Consider the following 19,318-nt stretch of genomic DNA (forward strand, 5'->3'; position numbering starts at 1 on the left):
ATTGGTCTATCTGAATAAGAAATATGTTTCGAGTGATAATAATCCGATGCACATACCCACTGCAAACCGCAGGCACCTGTTATAGCTGATACGGTCGTAGCCCGCCAGCACCAACACGAAGAAGGGCGCGGCCTGCGCTACATAACGGGAACTGAACAAATGCGTTACCTTGAAGCTGGTGGCCAGCACCAGGATGCCTGCTGCCAGCAGGAACAGGAATACATTGTCCGTCCGGTGCAGCCATGCCTGCCAGGCGGAACAACAAAGAAAATACAAAGCCACCGTAGCCAGCAGGGGAGAGATCACATAAGGATATACCTGCATGAGCTTTACCGGCATCACCTTGCCCAATGCTTCACTTAAAGGCGCATATTCATAATGCAGCACCGAGATGTTCGCTATTAATAAAATAATATAAGCTGCGATCAATGCGAACAGGATGCGCCGGTTATATACGAACCACTGTGGCGCAATGATGATCGTGAGCAGCGCGCCATAGGCGAAGGCCAGGATGCCATGCCATGGCTTGATGCCGCCCGCGCTGATCACCGCTTGCTGCGGCGGCATCAGGCCTTTCCAGATGATGAATACCGGTACGCACATCGCGAGGGCGCAGCCGGTATATATAAGTATCAGCATCCAGCGCCTGCCGTCTTTGACATGATATAATAATAAGAGCGCACTGGCGGGCGCCATCATCAGGAAAGGAGAACGGCCCAATATCGCGAAACCCAGCGCCACGCCCGCCAATATCGCGAAAGGAAAGCTTTTCCAGTCGGAACACTGCAATGCCAGCAGCAGCCACCAGATCGACAGCGATGCAAAGAACATCGGCGGTATCTCTGTGAGCGCCATGCCGGCTACCTGCCATACCATCGGCACGGCCATGATAGCCAGGGCCGGCAACCAGGCATCCCGCAAGGGGATACGGCGGTAACGGGAAAGGTTATACGTTAATAATATTATCATCCCGCCCAGTAACACCGTATTCACCAGCCGGATACCCGGCGTTTGTAAATGTGTAAGCGGTTGCAAGGGATAATGTATGAACTGATATAAAGGTCCCGGCGCCTGGTTGTCTATCTTCACTAAAAATTCTCTCGATAACCCATATTGTTCAAAGAGATGTACGTTAGGAATAAACAGGGGCTCGTCGAATAACGGCGGTTGATGATGTAGACAGGTAATCAGCAATAGCAGCGCGTATCCGCCTATCCCTAGTGCTAACAGCAGTTTCTTTTCCATGACGGGCAAGAGCGTTTGGGAGTTATATAAATTGGCATCAGGTATTTTACGGGGAGGTAAAATTAGAGAATACATGGCATCATTTCAAAAGCTGAAAACCACTTTCGTCGAATTTTTTTCCGCTTTCTGCACTTACGCTTGATTTTGATGCATTCACGGATAAAAAATCAATCTTTACCAAAAAACTATTTTGCAGATAACAAAGAATTATAATTTTACGCTCGTTCTAACTGAATGACAAAAAAATCAGTAAGTTTGCCCTGGTTGTGACATGAACCATATAACAACCTGAGACCCTGAGATGCCAACTGTATCTCCGCAAGTATCCTCCGAAGAACCACCTTTAACCGAAGCCCGTTGCCTTATCCCATCTAAAACCTTCTATGGTTTATACACAGCATTTGTGTTGCACCATGCCAATTTTAAAACCGCTTAAAAAAGAAGGTGGAATGAAAAAGAAAGTATTGATCATTGATGATAGCATGCCTATAAGGTTCTTGCTGGAGGCTGTTTTCAGCAAAAATTATCATGTCGTATCAGCGCAGGATGGCCTGGTGGCAATGTCCTGGCTCACGAAAGGGAATACCCCCGATCTGATCATCACCGATCTGCAGATGCCTAATATCGACGGCTTCGAACTGATCAGTTTTTTATCTTCCAGTAATCTCTACCGGGATATTCCTGTAGTAGTGCTTACTGCCGCCAATGATGCGGAAACAACAGCGTCTATCAACCAACATCACAATGTACAGGCATTCTTCAGCAAACCTTTCGATCCTATGCAGTTGTCTGCCGTTGTAGCAGATATCCTCAGTGGTCACCTGGTAGCAGCGATGTCCTGAACCGCCTACATCATCATGCCAAATTGAAAGTATGGAAACGATTACACCTGGCTTTACAACTGCCGCTACACTGAAGCCTGTAGCAATAAAAAACGACAGTGCTGTTATACGGCAGCTGGGCCCCGAAAAAATTGTCATCTTCGTAGGGAACTCTTATGTGGATGTAAAAGATGCACCTGGTCACTATAAATACCTGGTGGTACCGGATATTCACGCCGCACAGTCGGCCATTTCCGAAGTGCTCAGCATCTTCCGCAAAATACCCGCGGTAATCATCTACCGCTTCAACAGTAATTATGAACTGGAATGTACGCAATGGGAACATTATTTCCGCGATAATCAGATCATGCGCTCTATCCCTTTCCTTTTGTATGCTGAACAGGTATCAGAAGAGTTGCGCGCTTTTGCAAAGAAACACCGTTTTATTGATGAGGTGATCACCCGCGACTGCCTCACGCAAACGCTCGATAGCAAGATATCCTTTATCAGTAAATATAAATACCTCAGTCACTTTACCCGGCAGGAGACCTTGGCCACTCCTGTGAAAGAGAAGGCTGGCAAGGCTTTCAGCCATTTCATGAAACGTACGCTGGATATTGCAGCTGCCGGCTCGCTGCTGCTGTTATTATCTCCCGTATTGTTGCTCATCGCTTTGTTGATCCGACTGGAATCGAAAGGACCTATATTTTATGCGGCCAAACGTGCGGGAAAGAATTACCGCATCTTCAAATTTTATAAATTCAGAACGATGGTGGCAGATGCAGATAAACAACTCCAAAAGCTCTCACATCTGAACCAGTATAACAACAACGAAGGCGGCGCCGTATTTTATAAAGTTAGCAACGATCCCCGCATTACCAAGCTGGGCGCCATTTTGCGAAATACCAGCCTGGACGAGATACCGCAATTATGGAATGTGATCATAGGAGATATGTCGCTCGTTGGTAACCGCCCCCTGCCACTGTACGAAGCGGCGGCACTCACTACCGACGACTGGGCGCAGCGCTTCAATGCGCCTGCGGGCATCACCGGCCTTTGGCAGATCAGTAAAAGAGGAACGAAAGATATGTCGGTAGAAGAGAGAATAGGATTGGATATCAGCTACGCTAACAGGCATTCATTTGCTTATGATATGTGGATCATGATGAATACGCCTTTTGCGCTCGTGCAAAAAGAAAACGTATAACATGCTGGTGCTTGAAATTATCATCTTCGCTTTCCCGGCCCTTTGTGTAGGATACAATTTGTATTTCTGCCTGGCGGCCTCGTTGGCAAAACGGCAGAAGGCGAACCCGCAGGAAGTAGCGCGTTACAGCCGCATCGCCATACTGGTGCCGGCTTACAAGGAAGACGCTATCATCCTCTCTACCGTACGGAACTATGAAAGTTTGCAATACCCCGCACTGTCATATGACATCGTTGTGATCGCCGATTCCCTGCAACCCGCTACCTTATTGGCCTTGCAGGATACCCGCGCCCGTGTGATACCCGTGTCGTTTGAAAAAAGTACCAAGGCTAAATCGCTGAATGCCGCCATGGACCAGCTGAATGATAACTATGACATCGCATTGATCTGCGATGCGGACAACCTCCTGCATCGCGATTTCCTGCTAAGGATCAACCATGCTTTTCTCAATGGCACACAGGTGTTGCAGGCGAGGAGAGTGGCCAAGAATATTGATACGCCCTTTGCTATCCTGGATACGGCGAACGAGATCATCACCAATCATATCTACCGCAGAGGCAACAGTGTGCTGGGTTTGTCGGCCTCCTTGATCGGCTCCGGCATGGCCTTCCCATATGCCTTGCTGAAGGCCGCCATCCGGGAAGTGGAAGCTACCGGCGGATTTGATAAAGTGTTGCAGCTGGTGATCGCCGACAGAAAAATATTCGCCGCTGCGCCGGGCATCCGGCCGCAGCCGATCAAATACCTCGAAGAAGCAATTATCTATGATGAGAAAGTAGATAACCCCGCCGCCTTCACCAACCAGCGCCGCCGATGGCTGGCCAGCCAGTTCAAATACCTGCGCCGCTATTGGGCTAAAGGCTGGAAAGCTTTGCTGCAGGGCAACCGCGACTACTTCAATCTCGCGGTTTGCCAGAACCTCATGCCGCCACGTATGCTATTGCTGGCGGCTATAACGGTTATGCCTATACTCTATTTGATATTTCAGCGCTTCCTGTTTATCCCTGCCCTATACTGGATCGTATTGTGGCTGATCAATGCCCTGTGCCTGTTGCTGCCCATCCCGCGGAAATTTTTCTCGAAATATTTTGTGCAGGCCCTGATCAGCCTGCCCCGCGCGATGGGCATCATGATCGCGCTGGTATTTCGTTTGAAGGGCGCCGATAACACCTTCATCCATACCAGCCATTCTAAAACCACCATCGATAACCCATTACTGGATGCAGAAGGATAATCACATATCGCCACTGGTGTCCGTGATCACGGTCAACTATAACAATGCAGCTGTTACCACTGCACTGCTCGCATCTATCCGGCAGCATCAATATCCGCGGCTGGAAGTGATCGTGGTAGATAATGCCTCACAGGAAGATGGCAGCGCTGATTTTGTGGCGGCATACCCCGAAGTGAAGATCGTGAAAAGCCCTGTCAACAGAGGATTTGCCGGCGGCAATAACCTCGGCATCGAAGCTGCCGCCGGAGAGTATTTCTTCCTCGTCAACAACGATACCGAGTTCACGCCCGGACTGGTATCCAGCTTGCTGGATATCTTCTCGCAGTATCCCGATGCCGGCATCGTGAGCCCGAAATTCCATTACTACTTTCATCCCGGCATCATCGAATATGCCGGATATAAAAAAGTAGATGTGCTCACAGGTCGCAACGCAATGATCGGCTGCAAGGAAAAGGATGAAGGACAATATAATGTTTTCAGTGCTACCGCCTACGCACACGGCGGCGCCATGATGATGAAACGCAGCGTGGTGGCGCAGGTAGGCCTGATGCCGGAGATCTACTTTTTATATTATGAGGAGTTCGACTGGTGTGCACAGTTCAAACAGAAGGGCTACCAGATTTATTATCAGCCGGAAGCGCTCATCTATCATAAAGAATCAATGACCACCGGCAAGAACAGCCCCCTGAAAACCTATTACCTCACCCGCAACAGGATACTGTTCATGCGGCGTAATGTACGATGGTATCAGCTCTGGCTCTTTCTTTTATTTTTCACCGTGTTCACGGTACCCAAACATACTTTATCATTTTTGTTGAAGAGAGAAAAGGCGCACCTGAAGGCTTTCTGGAATGGCATTGCCTGGCATCTTAACAACCTGTATTTAAAATCCGAAACATGTGCGGCATAGCAGGATTTGCAGATTTCTCCCGGCTAACGGGAACGGCTATACTTCAGGAGATGACTGATGCGATGACGCATCGCGGTCCTGATGATGCCGGCTATGAAGTATATCTTCCGAAAATAGCCACCGTAGGCCTCGGACAGCGGCGCCTGTCGATCATCGACCTCTCGCCGCAAGGCCATCAGCCGATGCATTTCGGCGCCTATACCATCGTGTTCAACGGCGAGATCTATAACTATAAAGAGATACGGCAGGAGCTCCTGCAACATGGCTATAAATTCAGTTCCGGTTCCGATACCGAAGTGCTGCTCAAAGGATTTCACTGCTGGCAGGAAAAAGTGCTCGATAAATGCATCGGCATGTTTGCCTTCGCCATCTATGATGAACAAAGGGAAGAGCTGCTGCTGGGCCGCGACCGCGCCGGCGTTAAGCCGCTTTATTACTACTGGAACGACAACCTCCTGTTGTTTGCTTCCGAGTTGAAGAGCTTCCACCAGCATCCCCGCTTTGAAAAAAAGATCGATGTGAACAGCCTGGCCTTGTTCCTGCAATATAGCTACATTCCGGCGCCATACACGATCTTCCGTCATACCTGGAAGCTGCGGCCCGGCCACCTGCTTAAGTTGCAGCTGGCCAAGCGTACCGTTACCGAACATGAATACTGGAGCGCCTTGCGCGCCTACCGCCAGCCACTCACCGATATGAGCGAACAGGAGATCATCGATGAAACGGAAAGCCTCATGCACAGCGCCTACAAATACCGTATGGTGGCTGATGTGCCGGTGGGTGTGTTCCTCAGCGGCGGTTACGATAGCTCCAGCGTGGCGGCCATCCTGCAATCCTCCTCTACCAACAAGATCAAAACTTTCACGATCGGTTATAAGGAAGAACAGTGGGATGAATCCCGCGAAGCCGCCCGTATTGCGCAGCACCTCGGCACCGATCATCACGAATGGATCATTGGTCCATCCGATGCGCTGGGCATCCTGCACCGCCTTCCTGAAATCTACGATGAGCCTTTTGCCGATAACTCCACTGTGCCTACTACGCTGGTAAGTCAGCTGGCTGCCCGTGAAGTGAAAGTGGCACTTTCCGCTGACGGCGGCGATGAACTGTTTGCCGGCTACAGTAAATTCGGGCAATCGCTGCGCTATACCACGCAGATGCCGCATGCGCTGCAAGCCTTGCTGGGCAAGGCAATGGGCCTGATCAATCCCGAAGCGGTACCGTATTTCAACAAGCAATATAATTTCGCCACACGGTATGAAAAAATGAAACTCATCTGGCGCAACGGGAAACCGGAAGCCGCCCTCAAATATATCAGCCAACATCTTACAGACACTGAAATTCGCCGTTATCTCACTGCCACGCCCATGCATTATAAAACGGCATTCGATCTCAATGGCGAACTGCAAACGGTCAACGATCCCCTGAACCGCCTGCTGGCTATGGATTACAAGACCTTCCTGGTAGATAACAACCTCACCAAAGTAGATCGTGCAACCATGTCCGTTAGTATCGAAGGGAGAGAGCCGATGCTCGATCATCGCCTGCTGGAATTTCTTGCACGCATACCGGCTTCACTGAAGATGAAGAACGGCATCAATAAATACATCCTCAAAACAATTGTTCACAAGTACATCCCGGCATCGATGATGGACAGGCCCAAACGTCCGTTCATAGCGCCTTTGCAGGTATGGTTCAAAGAAGAGCTGCGCGAACAGATGCAACATTATCTGGCGCCGCAACAGTTACAACACTCGGGTCTCTTTCATGCAGACAGCATACAATCGCTGCTGAACCGCTATCTCTCCGGCGAAAAGGTGAATCACCAGAAACTCTGGAACCTGTTGGTATTCCAGTTGTGGTACAGCCGCTGGATGTCACCGTTGTAATCATGAACATGCATCTGAACAGGAAAATAAGGGTATTACAAACGATCCATCAGGGAAAGGTAGGTGGAGGGGAACGGCATGTGCTGGACCTGGTATCCTGTATGGACAAGTCACGCTTCGAGCCTATTGTACTATCGTTCACCGACGGGCCTATGATCACTGCCTTGCGGCAGATGCAGGTACCGGCCTATATCATTCCCACCGAAAGGTCTTTTGATGTCCGCGTATGGCGGAAAGTGAGACAGTTTCTCATCGATCATCGTATCGACGTAGTACATGTGCATGGCTCCCGCGCCAATACTAATGTGCTGTGGATGGCCCGCTCGCTGGGCATTCCCACGATCTACACCGTACATGGCTGGTCCTTCCACAACGATCTTTCTTTCTTCACACGCCGTGCCCGCATGGCGGCGGAACAGTTCATCACACGCCGCACGATGGTAAACATCACCGTGTCGGAAGCCAACCGGCAAACCGGCCTTAAAGCCTTTGGCCGCTTCCGTTCCATCGTGATCAGGAACGGCGTCAACCTGGGCCGCTTTAACCCCGACAGTATCTCCGGGCATCGCCTGAGAAGAAGTTTTGGATTTACGGAAGATGATATTGTGATAGGATTTATTGTGCGGATGACCTTACAGAAAGATCCCCTTGGCATGATCCGCGCCTTTGCACTGGCAGCCGGGCAGGAGACCCGCCTCAAGCTGCTCATGGTAGGCGAAGGGGAGCTGAAACACGCTGCCATAGCGCTTGCGAACGACCTCGGACTGGAAGGCGCCGTGATATTCGACGACTTCCGCGAAGATATTCCCGAAGTGCTTAAAGCCATCGATATCTATTGTCTGCCATCCCTGTGGGAAGGCTTTCCCATCGGCGTACTGGAAGCAATGGCCATGGGCCGCGCCATCATTGCTACCGATGTAGATGGCACCCGTGAAGCCATTGATGACGAGGTGAGCGGCTTGCTCATCCCGCCGAAAGATACGGTGGCCTTGTCGGCCGCCATCCTCAAACTGGCGCACAACAACAGCCTCCGCGCACGCCTGCAGGAAGCCGCGCTCCGCAAGGTGCGCAGCGAATACAGCATCACCACCATGACCGAAAAAGTAGAAGCCGTATACACACAACTGTATTACCAAAAAAAGATTTTTGCATCAACATGAAAACAAGGAACCCTGCCTCACGTTTCGATATACACGTAAAAAAGCACGACCGCGTACTGGAAGTGGGCGGCGGCCACAATCCGCATCCACGCTCGAATGTAGTGGTCGACAAATACGCCGATGACAACACGCACCGCAGCGGCGATATCAAAGTGCTGCGCAACCAGCAGTTCCTTTCCGCCGATGGCGAGCACTTGCCATTCGATCATCATGCCTTCGACTACGTAATTTGCAATCATGTGCTCGAACATGTCGAAGACCCGCATGCCTTTCTGCAAGAACAGTTCCGGGTGGCCAAACGCGGCTACATCGAAACGCCCTCTTTGCTGGGCGAGCATCTCTATCCTAAAAAGTCCCACAAATGGGTACTGCTGGAAATCGACAACAAACTGGTACTGGTAGATAAACAACGTATAGGCTTCCCCGTTAACTTCGATTTCGGAGAGCTGTTCCAGGCTTACTTCCCTAAAAACTCTATCGGCTACAAAATGATGGAGCGCACGCATCCCAACCTGCACACCGTACGCATAGAGTGGGAGGGCAGCTTCGACTACCTCATCAACCCCGACGACGCTACCCTCATGCAATATTTCCTCGCTCCCTGGAGCGAAGAAATGGTATACCATCACTTCCCCAAACGCTCCATGGGCGCCGAACTCGCCGCCGCTGCCCGCGCCTTCGCGGATATATGCCGCAGTATAGTCAAATCCAGGCTCAGGATTACAGGATTATAATGCAGGATTACAGGATTTTTTTTCAGGATTAATAAAGATTAAAAAAGATTCGCGAAGATCATTTCGATTTGATCTCCGCGAATCTTTTTTAATCTTTATTAATCCTGAAAAAAAATCCTGATAATCCTTCCAATCATTATAATCCTGAGTAAGACAAAATTCGCTCATCAATCTTATCCATCAACTCCGGGGTCTTCGCCATATCGAACTTGCGGGCGAAGAATTTTCCTGATTGCATGATGGCTGGAAAGTCGCTATTGGTAAATGTTTTGGGATGCGATCCTTTGGTGCTCCAGTCGATGTATCGGTGGTTGTTAGGCACTACGGTGGCGCGCATGGCGGGATCGTTCATGATGAGGGTCTGGAATACGAATTCGTCGCAGCCCCAGGTGTAGCGGAAATATTGCATCACGGAAGGGTGTTGCCGGGCGAAGTGGAGGCAGAAGCGGGCGCACTCTTCGGTGATGGACCACCATGCGGATCCTCCATAGAAGCGCATCCCCAGGGGCAGTTTGCGCCGGGGCATGAGGCGGTTGAAGAGGTTGGTCAGAAAATATTTGCCTTTGAACTGGATGTCTACAAAATGGTAGCGTTCCATTTTGCTGCTGGTAGCGCGTACTTCTTCGTCGGGAAAGAGATCGAGGAATTGCTGGCCGCGGTGCTGGCTGTAGAAGGTATAGAGTTCATCCATGCTCACGAGCGGGTAACAGGCGCCGCTCAGGAGATTGATGGACATATATCTGCGTTCCGCTTCCAGGGCCACTTTGAGGCCGTCGAGCGTAGCGCGCACGGTGCCGAAGCCGGCCCAGTTTACACGGGTGCGCTTCGGCAGAAAGTATACTTGCGGCTGTTCCGCAAGCGGGAGAAAAGGAGCGATGTCTGATTTGGCATCGATGTGAATGTAACAGTCCACTTTGGGATGTGACAGCCTGCTGATCAGCCGTTTCAGCTGTTCAGGGTTGTTGTACGCAAGAATGATAAATGCGAGGCGCATGTAAAAGCTATTTTTTAACGAGTTGTAGTTTCAGGGATAATTTGCCAGTCATATTTCTGCATTCTGCCCAGCCTTGTTTTAGTATATCCGTTACCGTGAAGCGCACGTATCTTTTCAGAAAGAAGTAGCCGAAAGCCACGCCAGCCAACAGGTTCAGGAAAGATACTGCTGCTACGGCGCGCAGGTCCATGAACATCCAAATGAAAAGGATGTCGCCAACTATGTTGATGCTTACTTTCACCAGGTTCTTGTAAAAGTTGACCTGTGGCTTGTTGATCATATCCAGTGTTACGCCGGTGAAGCGGTCGATCGGGTAGAAGATGGCGGAACAAAGAAAGATGAGTACCAGCGGAGTGGCGTCGAGATAATTCTTTTTGGCAAGGATGATGATAAGGGGTTGTATGAGGATGATCAGCCCGATGATGAAGGGGAGGATGATGATGGTGACGGCGCCGGTATAACGGCAGAAGGCGCGCGCTACGGCGGGCCAGTCGTTGCGGTTCACGGCGGCCGACAACGTTGGTTGCGCGGTGGCCACAAAACTGCGCAGGATGATCTCTATCACTTCCATGAACTTTTGCGGGATGCTGTAAATGGCTACTGCAGCGGGGTTGATCATGGTGCGTATCAGGAAATTGTCGGAATAGGTGATGAGGCCGGAGCTGAGCATGCTGCCTACTATCAGTCTGCCATATACGAAAAGTGCATGCACCTGTTCCTTTGTTTTGAAGAAGATGCTGCGCAGCTCCGTCCAGCCCTGTGCCATGCAATACAGGCTGGTGGCCAGTTGCGCGAGGCAGTAGGCATACAGCACGGTAGGGATGCTCACACGGTGCAGGAGGTGTAAGGCCAGGAGGAACAGGAGGAAGCTGCTGTTCTGTATCAGGCGGATGTGCACGATCTTGTCGAACAGGTGCCTGGCTTGCAGCAGCCAGCTGGCAAAGTTGAGTGGGAGCGCCAGCAAAAAAAGGATGCCGATATGTGATAGCAGGAATATCCAGGTGGCATTAAAAAAGTGGAAGCCGGCCAGCAATACGATGCCGTTAATAGCCAGTGTGACCACTGTGAGCGCGATGGCCACATACCAGGCCGCCCCGCATACCTGGCGCGCTTTGCCGGGATCAGTGCCGGCATAGAAGCGGATGAGGCCCGATTGCAGTAAGGCTGTCCGCACCTGGTCGATGATATTGAAAGTACCCATGAATAATACCCACTCGCCAAAATCGCCCGCAGGTAATATGCGCACCAATACTGCAAAGGAAAGTACATTAAAGAAGGCAGAGATCACATTACCCAGCAAGGATTGAAAATGATGATTCCTGACCACCGACAACAACCTGAAACCCATAATAACATATGTTGCGGCAGGTATATGCACGATCATTCCGCATATGCCGGCCGTAGATAATAATAAATGTTTTGCTGGTTTTTATGGACAGGATATAGTTGAGGTTAAATGTGGAGATAAGTAGCTTTCCACGTAACAGGACGCAATATACAACCTTTTTTTATAAATAGATGAATTATTTATCTAATAAAAAATTAAAATAATATGTTGATGTTCTGTGAATTGAATATATTAAAAATTTATGCTTTATTTTTTGCTACTATATATATGAAAAAAAATTACTATTTGTTGAATAATTTGTTTTTACTTTGTAGCAGTAGAACAGTTTTTATCATTTAAAACGGTTTACTTATCTGAACAACTTTACCATACTTTTATGAACAACCTCGCGACTTTCAATGTAAGATTGAAATGGGTGTGTGTAAACGGAATGCGGCTGTTGGGTGCGATCATGATACTCCTTTTTACACAGGCAGCGATGGGCCAGCAGGGCCCGCTCACGCCCCGCACATTGAACTACCCCAATATGGGCGGCATGATGGAATCATTGCCGCAAGGCTATAACTCCGGCAACAACACTTATCCCTTGCTTATTGCCATGCATGGCATCGGCGAAGAAGGGGACGGCTCCGCACAACAGATCACCAGGCTAACCAATACCGGCATCCCCAAACTCATTAACAGTGGCGGGTTTCCAGCCAGCGTCAACGCCAACGGAAAATCATTTTCTTTCATCGTGCTTTGTCCGCAGTTCAACGGCATCCCGCAGGAAATACAGATGTGGCAACTGATCAACTACGCCAAACAACATTACCGCATCGATACCACCCGTATGTACCTCACTGGCCTGAGCCGCGGTGGTGGCGCCACCTGGGGCTTTTCCAGTCTTAATAATAAAGATGCCGGCACCCTCGCGGCTATCGTACCTGTAGCTGGTAACTATGATCCCGGTGTGCCCGTAGCGGATACCATCGCCGCCAACAACCTGCCCGTATGGGCCTTTCACAACGATGGCGACCCCACCGTGCCATCTGATTATTCTAAAAGATGGGTGCAATATATCAATGCTTACCGCCCGGCTGCCAACCCGCAAGCCCGGCTTACCATATTTAATGTATCAGGCCACGATGCCTGGACAAAAGCCTATGATCCCGCTTATCGTGAAAACGGAAAGAACATTTATGAATGGATGTTGCAGTACACCCGCGGCACGGCTGTGAGCACGCCCGCCACGCCCGGCCGCCGCATCACCCTGCAACCCAATACCGGCGCCACTCCCGGCTTCTATTATCCCAATGCCAATACTCAACTGGGTGTAAACCCCGGTGATACCCTTTGTATCCCGCCGGGCGATTATACCGGTATGATGCTCGGTAACCTCAGCGGCACCGCTGCACAACCTGTCGTGATCATCAACTGCGGCGGCCTCGTACGTTTCGGTATCAACAATACCAGCACCTCATACTCCACCACCGTTGACCTTGAAAACTGCCGCTACGTGGAGTTTGCCGGCACCGGCGCTCCCAACCTCGAATACGGCTTCGATATCCTGGGCAGCAACAGCAAAGGCGAAGGGATGTTTGCCATGTACTGGACCAATGGCAGCTCAGACTTCGACGTGCATAATATTTACATCCATAACGCCGGCATGTTCTTCGTGGCCAAAACCACGCAGGACTGCGCCACGCCACAGTATTGGGAAACCGGCGGCTATGTAATGCGCAACTGCCGCGTACATCATCTTAAATGCATCACCAGCCAGTACGAAGGTTTCTATATCGGCAACTCACACTACCTGCTCGATCTGCCCTGCGGCAATAACATCCGTTCGCATCACATCGAAAACCTGGAAGTATACGATAACTATCTCGAAAACACCGGCAGCGATGGCATCCAGATCGGGATGGCCTACGACGGCAACAACAAAGTGCATCATAATAAAGTGATCAACTATGGCACCCGTCATGATGATCTCAATGGTTATGGTATCCTCATGAACCCCGGCAGCCGCATGGAAGTGTACGATAACTATCTTAACGGCGGCTATGCCTCCGGCATCTGTTTCTTTGGCTCGGGCCTGAGCAAGGCCTATAACAATGTGGTGGCCAATCTCACCTGGGATGGCTTCACCGTGGCCGATCGCCCTGTGTTCGATTCCGTTACTGCCTATGTATATAATAATACCTTCATCAACGTTACCCGCGCAGGCACTGTATATGCTCCCGGCGTAGGTGAAGGCCATAAATTCTACAACAATGTATGCGTGTCGCCCTCTGGCGCCGCACAGGACAAGCCTTTCAACGGTTACTACATCGTAGGATCGGCGCCTATCAAATACGATTACAAGAACAATCTATATTATACCAATATCGCCGATGCGAAATTCGTGAACCCTGCCGCCGGCGATTTTCATCTGCAAGCTACTTCGCCCTTGATAGACAAAGGCCTCGATCTCTCCACTACGCTGGGATTGAAAACTGATTTCGACGGCGTGTCACGCCCGCAGGGCAAGGCTTTCGACGCAGGCGCTTACGAATACCGTACCGGTACCGGCAATATCCCGCCACAGGCGAATGCCGGTCCGGATATCGTGATCACGCTGCCGGTCAATTCGGTTACCCTGGACGGCAGCGCCTCTATGGACCCCGATGGCAGCATCGCCAGCTATAGCTGGTCCATGCTGAATGGACCTTCCACCGCAGTGTTTAACAATGCAACCATCGCCAAGCCAATGGTGTCCGGATTGGTAAAAGGCGTATATACGTTCCGGTTAGTAGTCACAGACAACGGCGGCCTTACCGATACCGCTACCACTACCGTAACCGTACAATCGTCCGCAGGCGGGAAAAAGCCGCCGGTGGCCATCGCCGGCGCTGCGGAAACCATTATACTGCCCAACAATACCATCAACCTCGATGGCAGCGCCTCCTATGATCCGGATGGCAGCATCGTATCCTATAGCTGGACGCAGATCGCCGGTCCGGCATCTACGATACTGGCGCCCGACAGAGCGCATACCAGCGCCCTGGTAGTGGCCAAAGGCGTATATACGTACCAGTTAGTAGTGAGAGACAACGACAGTCTTACCGGCACAGCCACCAAACAGGTAAAGGTCATAGACCCCAGCGATGTGCATCCGCCGGATGATACCACCGTCACCATCAGGTTGTATCCCAATCCCACGAGAGATCATGTGAAGCTGGAGATCAATAACCACGATATCAAGATGGCTTATGTAACCATCTACAATACCCGCGGCATGGCGGTGATCAAAGGGGCTTATGCCATTACCAATACGCTGAACATAGACCTCAACATTGGCAGCCTGGCTACCGGTATCTATTTCGTGGAAGTGAAGGGGGAGAATAATTTCAAATGGGTAGGGCGGCTGCTGAAGTTGTAAGGCTTTCAGCGGCCCGCTGCTGGCGCCATACGGCGGGCGTTACGCCCACAAAGCGTTTGAAGAACTTGTTGAAATTGGAAGGATCGAAAGTGAGGCGATAGGCGATCTGCGCTACGGACAAGTCGGAAGTAGCCAGCATCTCTTTGGCGATCTTCACCAGCTTGTCCTCAAAAAAGTAGCAGGGAGCATGGCCGGTTTCCATCTTGATCACATTGCTCAGATGTGTGGGATGAATATACAGCCTGGCCGCCAGGTCTTTGATATGGTACATCTCTACCTGTGTGCCCGCTTCAATCTCCTGCAGGTGTATATCTATCTCTTTCAGAAAATCCTGGAAGATCTCCTGGCTGCGGTTCATGATTTTTTTAGGCAGTTTCATATGGCTAAGTTACGCATTTAGGCGGAGAAGCCCTTGAAGCGCTCAAAGCGTTTCAAGGGCTTCTCTTTTCAAACGCTTCAATCGCCGCATAGATCGCTGCTACCGAATTTTCCCAGGTATGCGACAGCGCAAACTGCCGTCTGGCTGCGGCGAGGCGACTGTTATGTTCCGCGAGCGCTTTTTCTGCCTGTGAAAGATAAGCTGCGAGGCCATTGGCCAGGTATACATGTTCGGCAAAAAGTTCCATGGTAGGGGTAGCGGTGGCCAGCACCGGCTTACCCATCGCGAGGTATTCATCTACTTTCAGCGGATAGTTGCCGATAGTGAGGTCGTTCACCAGTTGTGGATTGATGCATAGATCAAAATGTTGCAGGTAGGGCGGCAGTTCCTCCATCGGTTTGGGACCGGTGAAAAATACATTCGGCAGCTGATGCAAGGCCGAGCGCCGGAAATCATCATCTTCATTACCCACCAGCACAAATTGCCATTGCGGCCTGGCGGCGGCCATCTCCGTCAGCAGCGGGATATCCAGCCGCAGGCTGGTGAGCGCACCGATATAACCAATGATGGTACCGCTGATCGGCTGAAGGTCTAACGGTTTCGCATACACTTTGTCGGGGTCGAAGAGGGAGAGGTCGCAACCCTGGCCCACATAATAACTGTTAGGGTTATACGATTTCATACGGTTGGCGAGGTATTGAGAGTTGGCCACACCTACATCCGCCTTGGCGATATGCTCCGGTTCCAGCTGCCGGCCGTGTTTCTTCCAATAGTCTACCGCTACGAGGTAGTCGCGGCTATAATACAGGTATACAGCAGGTTGTAGCAGTTCTTTGAGATAATAGCCGCGGAAGATATCGTTGTCGTTGAACAGGATGATATCCCTGAACCCCAGTTCTTTGATAGCTTGTTTGATGCAGGCGGCAAAGCGCAGGTTATTTATTTTATTGAAGATTTTAAACACCTGAGTAGCGGGCACCCAGTTCACCGATTCCATCAATGCTGGCGGAAAGAGGTTCCACATGTTTTCACTGATGCGCACGATGGCGGGTTCCTTGCGTTTGATCACCCGGCGGTGGTGCTGCACTTCCGGGTTGTGGTGCGCTTTGAGCAGGGTACGTCGGTCCAGGGGCATGTTCACGTATAACACGCGGTTATGACGCGCAAATTCACGTGCGATATTTTTGCAGTTGCTACCGATCTTGGTATGCCAGGGTTGCAGACCAATGATAACAATATCGCGGTTATGTACAGGCATAGTGCTGAATGAGCTTGGATAAAAAATGGCGGCTGCTCAGAGGATGGATGGGTAAAATCGGTGTGAGATGTAAAGTAAATGAAATATCCGCGCTGTAGCAAAAAAACTTTATTCGGACGAAATAGATTAACTTAAAGAGAGAATAATCATTGTGTTATGCCAGAAACAGTTGCTATCAGAAATCTTACAGCGGAAGATTATTTTGATCTGAAAGAATCAATGGTGTCTGCCTACCCGGATATGGCCGGCAGCTATTGGCGCGAGCCCACACTGCAACGCCTGATCGATATATTCCCGGAAGGACAGATCGCCGTAACGGTCAATGATAAAGTGGTGGGAGTAGCTTTATCGATCATCGTGGAGTATGATAAATTCGGTGATAATCACACCTATGAACAAATCACCGGTTACTATACTTTCAGTACGCACAATCCCAAAGGCGACGTGCTGTATGGTATAGAAGTGTTTGTGCATCCGGACTATCGCGGCAAGCGGCTTGCCCGCCGTTTGTATGATGCCCGCAAAAGTTTGTGCGAGCAATTGAATCTGGAAGGTATCGTAGCGGGAGGGCGTATCCCGAATTATGAAAAGTATGCCGACAAAATGTCACCACGCGAGTACATTGAAAAAGTGCGCGACAAAGAAATATATGATCCTACGCTTACCTTTCAGTTCTCCAATGATTTCCAGGTGAAGAAGATACTGCGCAATTACCTGCCGAATGATGAGGCTTCCAAAGGTTTCGCCACTTTGCTGAAATGGTACAATATATATTATGAGCCCGACCAGGATACGATCCGGTATAACAAGTCTACCGTGCGCATCGGCCTGGTGCAGTGGCAGATGCGCGACTATGGCGGCCTTGATGGTTTCCTGCAGCAGGTGGAGTACTTTATTGATGCGGTGAGTGATTATGGTTCCGACTTCGTGGTGTTTCCGGAGTTGTTCAATGCGCCGTTGATGGCGGAGTTCAACCAGCTCGATCCGGCAGGGGCCATCCGCGGGGTGGCGCGCTATACGGCTCAGATACTGGAAGTGCTGCGCAAGCATGCAGTGTCTTACAACGTGAATATTATTTCCGGCAGCATGCCGATCATCATCGACGAAGTGTTGTACAACATCTCTTATCTTTGCCGCCGCGATGGCACGCATGAACAGTATATCAAGATACATCCCACACCTGCCGAAGTGCAGGCCTGGGGTATCAAAGGTGGTTCCGAGATCAAAGTGTTCGATACGGATTGCGGCAAGATAGGCATACAGATCTGCTACGATATAGAGTTCCCGGAACCTTCCCGGGTGCTCGCACAACAAGGCGTGCAGATATTGTTTGTGCCTTTCATGACAGATACCCAACATGCCTACAACCGTGTACGTTTCTGCGCGCAGGCGAGGGCGATAGAGAACGAATGCTATGTAGCCATCGCCGGATGTATCGGTAACCTGCCGAAGGTGAATAATATGGACCTGCAATATGCGCAGTCTTGTGTGCTCACACCTTCGGATTTTGCATTCCCGGTAACAGGCATCAAAGCCGATGCAACACCCAATACCGAGATGGTAGTGATCGCAGATGTGGACCTGGTGTTGTTGAAAGAACTGCACACTTTCGGCAGCGTACAAACGATCAAGGATATACGAAATGATCTGTATGAAGTAAAATGGAAGAAGGAGTAAAACTGCGTATATACGTTAACGTTATATGGCTGATTTTTAGAGAGATGTAGATGGATGATGATACCATTGCTTGAAAGATAGTGTTTGCAAATAGCCTTGTTTTCCATCTATCTTTATAAAAATACCTTCCTTTCGCTTAAATCAATCCGATAAACAATCTTTGTAATGAATTAATAACCAGTAAATAATGAAAATGGATAAGAAGATCAATTTAGCCCTTCAAATACTGCCTTCTGTGCCTTCGGAGCAGGTATATGCCGTGGTAGACGAAGCCATCGCCGTGATAAAAGCATCCGGCGTGAAGTACAGGGTATGCCCTTTTGAAACGGTCATGGAAGGTACTTATGACGAGCTCATGGCAGTAGTGAAACAAACCCAGGAAGTATGTTTTAAAGCGGGCGCATCACAATTGCTGGTGTATATAAAAATGCAGATCAGGAAAGATGAGGATGTGACGATCGAAGAAAAAACCGCCAAGTATGATGCCGGACAATAAATAAATTTACCTACCTTTCTTTTTGATAACCAAACAGTATCACTCATGCGCTACGCCGCTACCATGGACAATACCTGCAAGCTCATCACCAACATCATCATCATGCTGGTATTGGCTATTGCTGTCCGCCAGATCACCGATATTTCCCATACGGCCGTCACTACCACCATATTGTTGTTCGTGCTCATCCCTGCGGTGCTGTTATCCTGGGGCTTCAGTCCGAAGTATTACCTGCTCACTGATGATGCTATCATCATGAAAGGCCGCCTGCACAGCATCAACATTCCATTAGCTGATGTATTGCGCCTGCGCAGCATCGATGAGGAAGAGCTGGGTAAGAGCATCCGCCTGTTTGGCAGCGGCGGCTTGTTTGGATACCTTGGTAGTTATCAATCATCTGAAATAGGTCGCTACAAACGCTGGTGCACCAATATGCAAAGCCTCGTGCTCATTGAATCGCAGGACGCCAAATGGGTGATCAGCCCTTCCGATCCCGGCGATTTTGTCCGGTCGGTCAACAAGATCATTAACGCCATTGAATAAAAAAGGTGAAGCATCGCTTC

16 protein-coding genes are annotated in these 19,318 nt (G+C 50.0%); 11 read left to right on the forward strand and 5 right to left on the reverse strand.

Annotated elements, in window-relative coordinates:
• Positions 1-6: 6 nt before the first annotated feature.
• Positions 7-1,245, reverse strand: a complete 1,239-nt coding sequence (locus FPG75_RS10355) for a glycosyltransferase family 39 protein (protein WP_161596749.1) — start codon at positions 1,243-1,245, stop codon at positions 7-9.
• Positions 1,246-1,694: 449 nt separating this feature from the next.
• On the opposite strand from FPG75_RS10355, the gene FPG75_RS10360 reads away from it, so the two are divergent.
• From FPG75_RS10360 to FPG75_RS10390, 7 genes are read left to right on the forward strand one after another with little or no spacing between them, the layout of a single operon-like run.
• Positions 1,695-2,087, forward strand: coding sequence for a response regulator (locus tag FPG75_RS10360; RefSeq protein ID WP_161596750.1), 393 nt, complete (start codon positions 1,695-1,697; stop codon positions 2,085-2,087).
• Between the two features lie 31 nt (positions 2,088-2,118).
• Positions 2,119-3,273 carry a sugar transferase gene (locus FPG75_RS10365; protein ID WP_236652758.1) on the forward strand — a complete coding sequence of 385 codons (1,155 nt, stop codon included), beginning with the start codon at positions 2,119-2,121 and terminating at the stop codon, positions 3,271-3,273.
• 1 nt (position 3,274) lies between these two features.
• Positions 3,275-4,507 carry a glycosyltransferase gene (locus FPG75_RS10370; RefSeq protein ID WP_143306705.1) on the forward strand — a complete coding sequence of 411 codons (1,233 nt, stop codon included), beginning with the start codon at positions 3,275-3,277 and terminating at the stop codon, positions 4,505-4,507.
• A complete protein-coding gene (locus tag FPG75_RS10375; protein WP_143306706.1) occupies positions 4,494-5,417 on the forward strand; it encodes a glycosyltransferase family 2 protein in 924 nt (307 codons plus the stop codon). The genes FPG75_RS10370 and FPG75_RS10375 overlap by 14 nt, the downstream gene beginning before the upstream one ends.
• On the forward strand, positions 5,405-7,306 hold the full coding sequence (gene asnB, locus FPG75_RS10380; RefSeq protein WP_143306707.1) for an asparagine synthase (glutamine-hydrolyzing): 1,902 nt from the start codon (positions 5,405-5,407) through the stop codon (positions 7,304-7,306). Before FPG75_RS10375 ends, asnB begins: the two co-directional genes overlap by 13 nt.
• Before the next feature lie 2 nt (positions 7,307-7,308).
• Entirely contained in the window at positions 7,309-8,466 is a 1,158-nt protein-coding gene (locus FPG75_RS10385; protein ID WP_236652759.1) for a glycosyltransferase family 4 protein, read from the forward strand.
• Complete coding sequence (locus tag FPG75_RS10390; protein WP_143306708.1) at positions 8,463-9,200, forward strand: class I SAM-dependent methyltransferase; 738 nt, start codon at positions 8,463-8,465, stop codon at positions 9,198-9,200. Before FPG75_RS10385 ends, FPG75_RS10390 begins: the two co-directional genes overlap by 4 nt.
• Positions 9,201-9,336: 136 nt before the next feature.
• Here FPG75_RS10390 and FPG75_RS10395 read toward each other — a convergent pair whose 3' ends face one another.
• Positions 9,337-10,194 carry a beta-1,6-N-acetylglucosaminyltransferase gene (locus tag FPG75_RS10395; RefSeq protein WP_143306709.1) on the reverse strand — a complete coding sequence of 286 codons (858 nt, stop codon included), beginning with the start codon at positions 10,192-10,194 and terminating at the stop codon, positions 9,337-9,339.
• 7 nt (positions 10,195-10,201) lie between these two features.
• Complete coding sequence (locus FPG75_RS10400) at positions 10,202-11,542, reverse strand: lipopolysaccharide biosynthesis protein (protein WP_161596751.1); 1,341 nt, start codon at positions 11,540-11,542, stop codon at positions 10,202-10,204.
• A gap of 376 nt (positions 11,543-11,918) precedes the next feature.
• Between FPG75_RS10400 and FPG75_RS10405 the strand changes: the two genes are divergently transcribed.
• Positions 11,919-14,945, forward strand: a complete 3,027-nt coding sequence (locus tag FPG75_RS10405) for a PKD domain-containing protein (RefSeq protein WP_143306711.1) — start codon at positions 11,919-11,921, stop codon at positions 14,943-14,945.
• On the opposite strand, the gene FPG75_RS10410 is transcribed toward FPG75_RS10405, so the two are convergent.
• Positions 14,914-15,324: a helix-turn-helix domain-containing protein gene (locus FPG75_RS10410; RefSeq protein ID WP_143306712.1), complete on the reverse strand. Its 411-nt coding sequence runs from the start codon at positions 15,322-15,324 to the stop codon at positions 14,914-14,916. The genes FPG75_RS10405 and FPG75_RS10410 overlap by 32 nt on opposite strands.
• Before the next feature lie 52 nt (positions 15,325-15,376).
• Complete coding sequence (locus tag FPG75_RS10415; protein ID WP_143306713.1) at positions 15,377-16,582, reverse strand: glycosyltransferase; 1,206 nt, start codon at positions 16,580-16,582, stop codon at positions 15,377-15,379.
• 156 nt (positions 16,583-16,738) lie between these two features.
• Between FPG75_RS10415 and FPG75_RS10420 the strand changes: the two genes are divergently transcribed.
• From FPG75_RS10420 to FPG75_RS10430, 3 genes are all read left to right on the forward strand, one after another.
• Positions 16,739-18,259 carry a bifunctional GNAT family N-acetyltransferase/carbon-nitrogen hydrolase family protein gene (locus FPG75_RS10420; protein ID WP_143306714.1) on the forward strand — a complete coding sequence of 507 codons (1,521 nt, stop codon included), beginning with the start codon at positions 16,739-16,741 and terminating at the stop codon, positions 18,257-18,259.
• A 193-nt stretch (positions 18,260-18,452) separates the two neighbouring features.
• Complete coding sequence (locus FPG75_RS10425; RefSeq protein ID WP_143306715.1) at positions 18,453-18,755, forward strand: thiamine-binding protein; 303 nt, start codon at positions 18,453-18,455, stop codon at positions 18,753-18,755.
• A gap of 45 nt (positions 18,756-18,800) precedes the next feature.
• Positions 18,801-19,298 (forward strand): PH domain-containing protein, encoded by a 498-nt coding sequence (locus FPG75_RS10430; protein ID WP_143306716.1) that lies wholly within the window; start codon positions 18,801-18,803, stop codon positions 19,296-19,298.
• Positions 19,299-19,318 lie beyond the last annotated feature (20 nt).

Origin of the sequence: Chitinophaga vietnamensis, assembly GCF_902167635.1 — a bacterium.
Classification (GTDB): Bacteria; Bacteroidota; Bacteroidia; order Chitinophagales; family Chitinophagaceae; genus Chitinophaga; species Chitinophaga vietnamensis.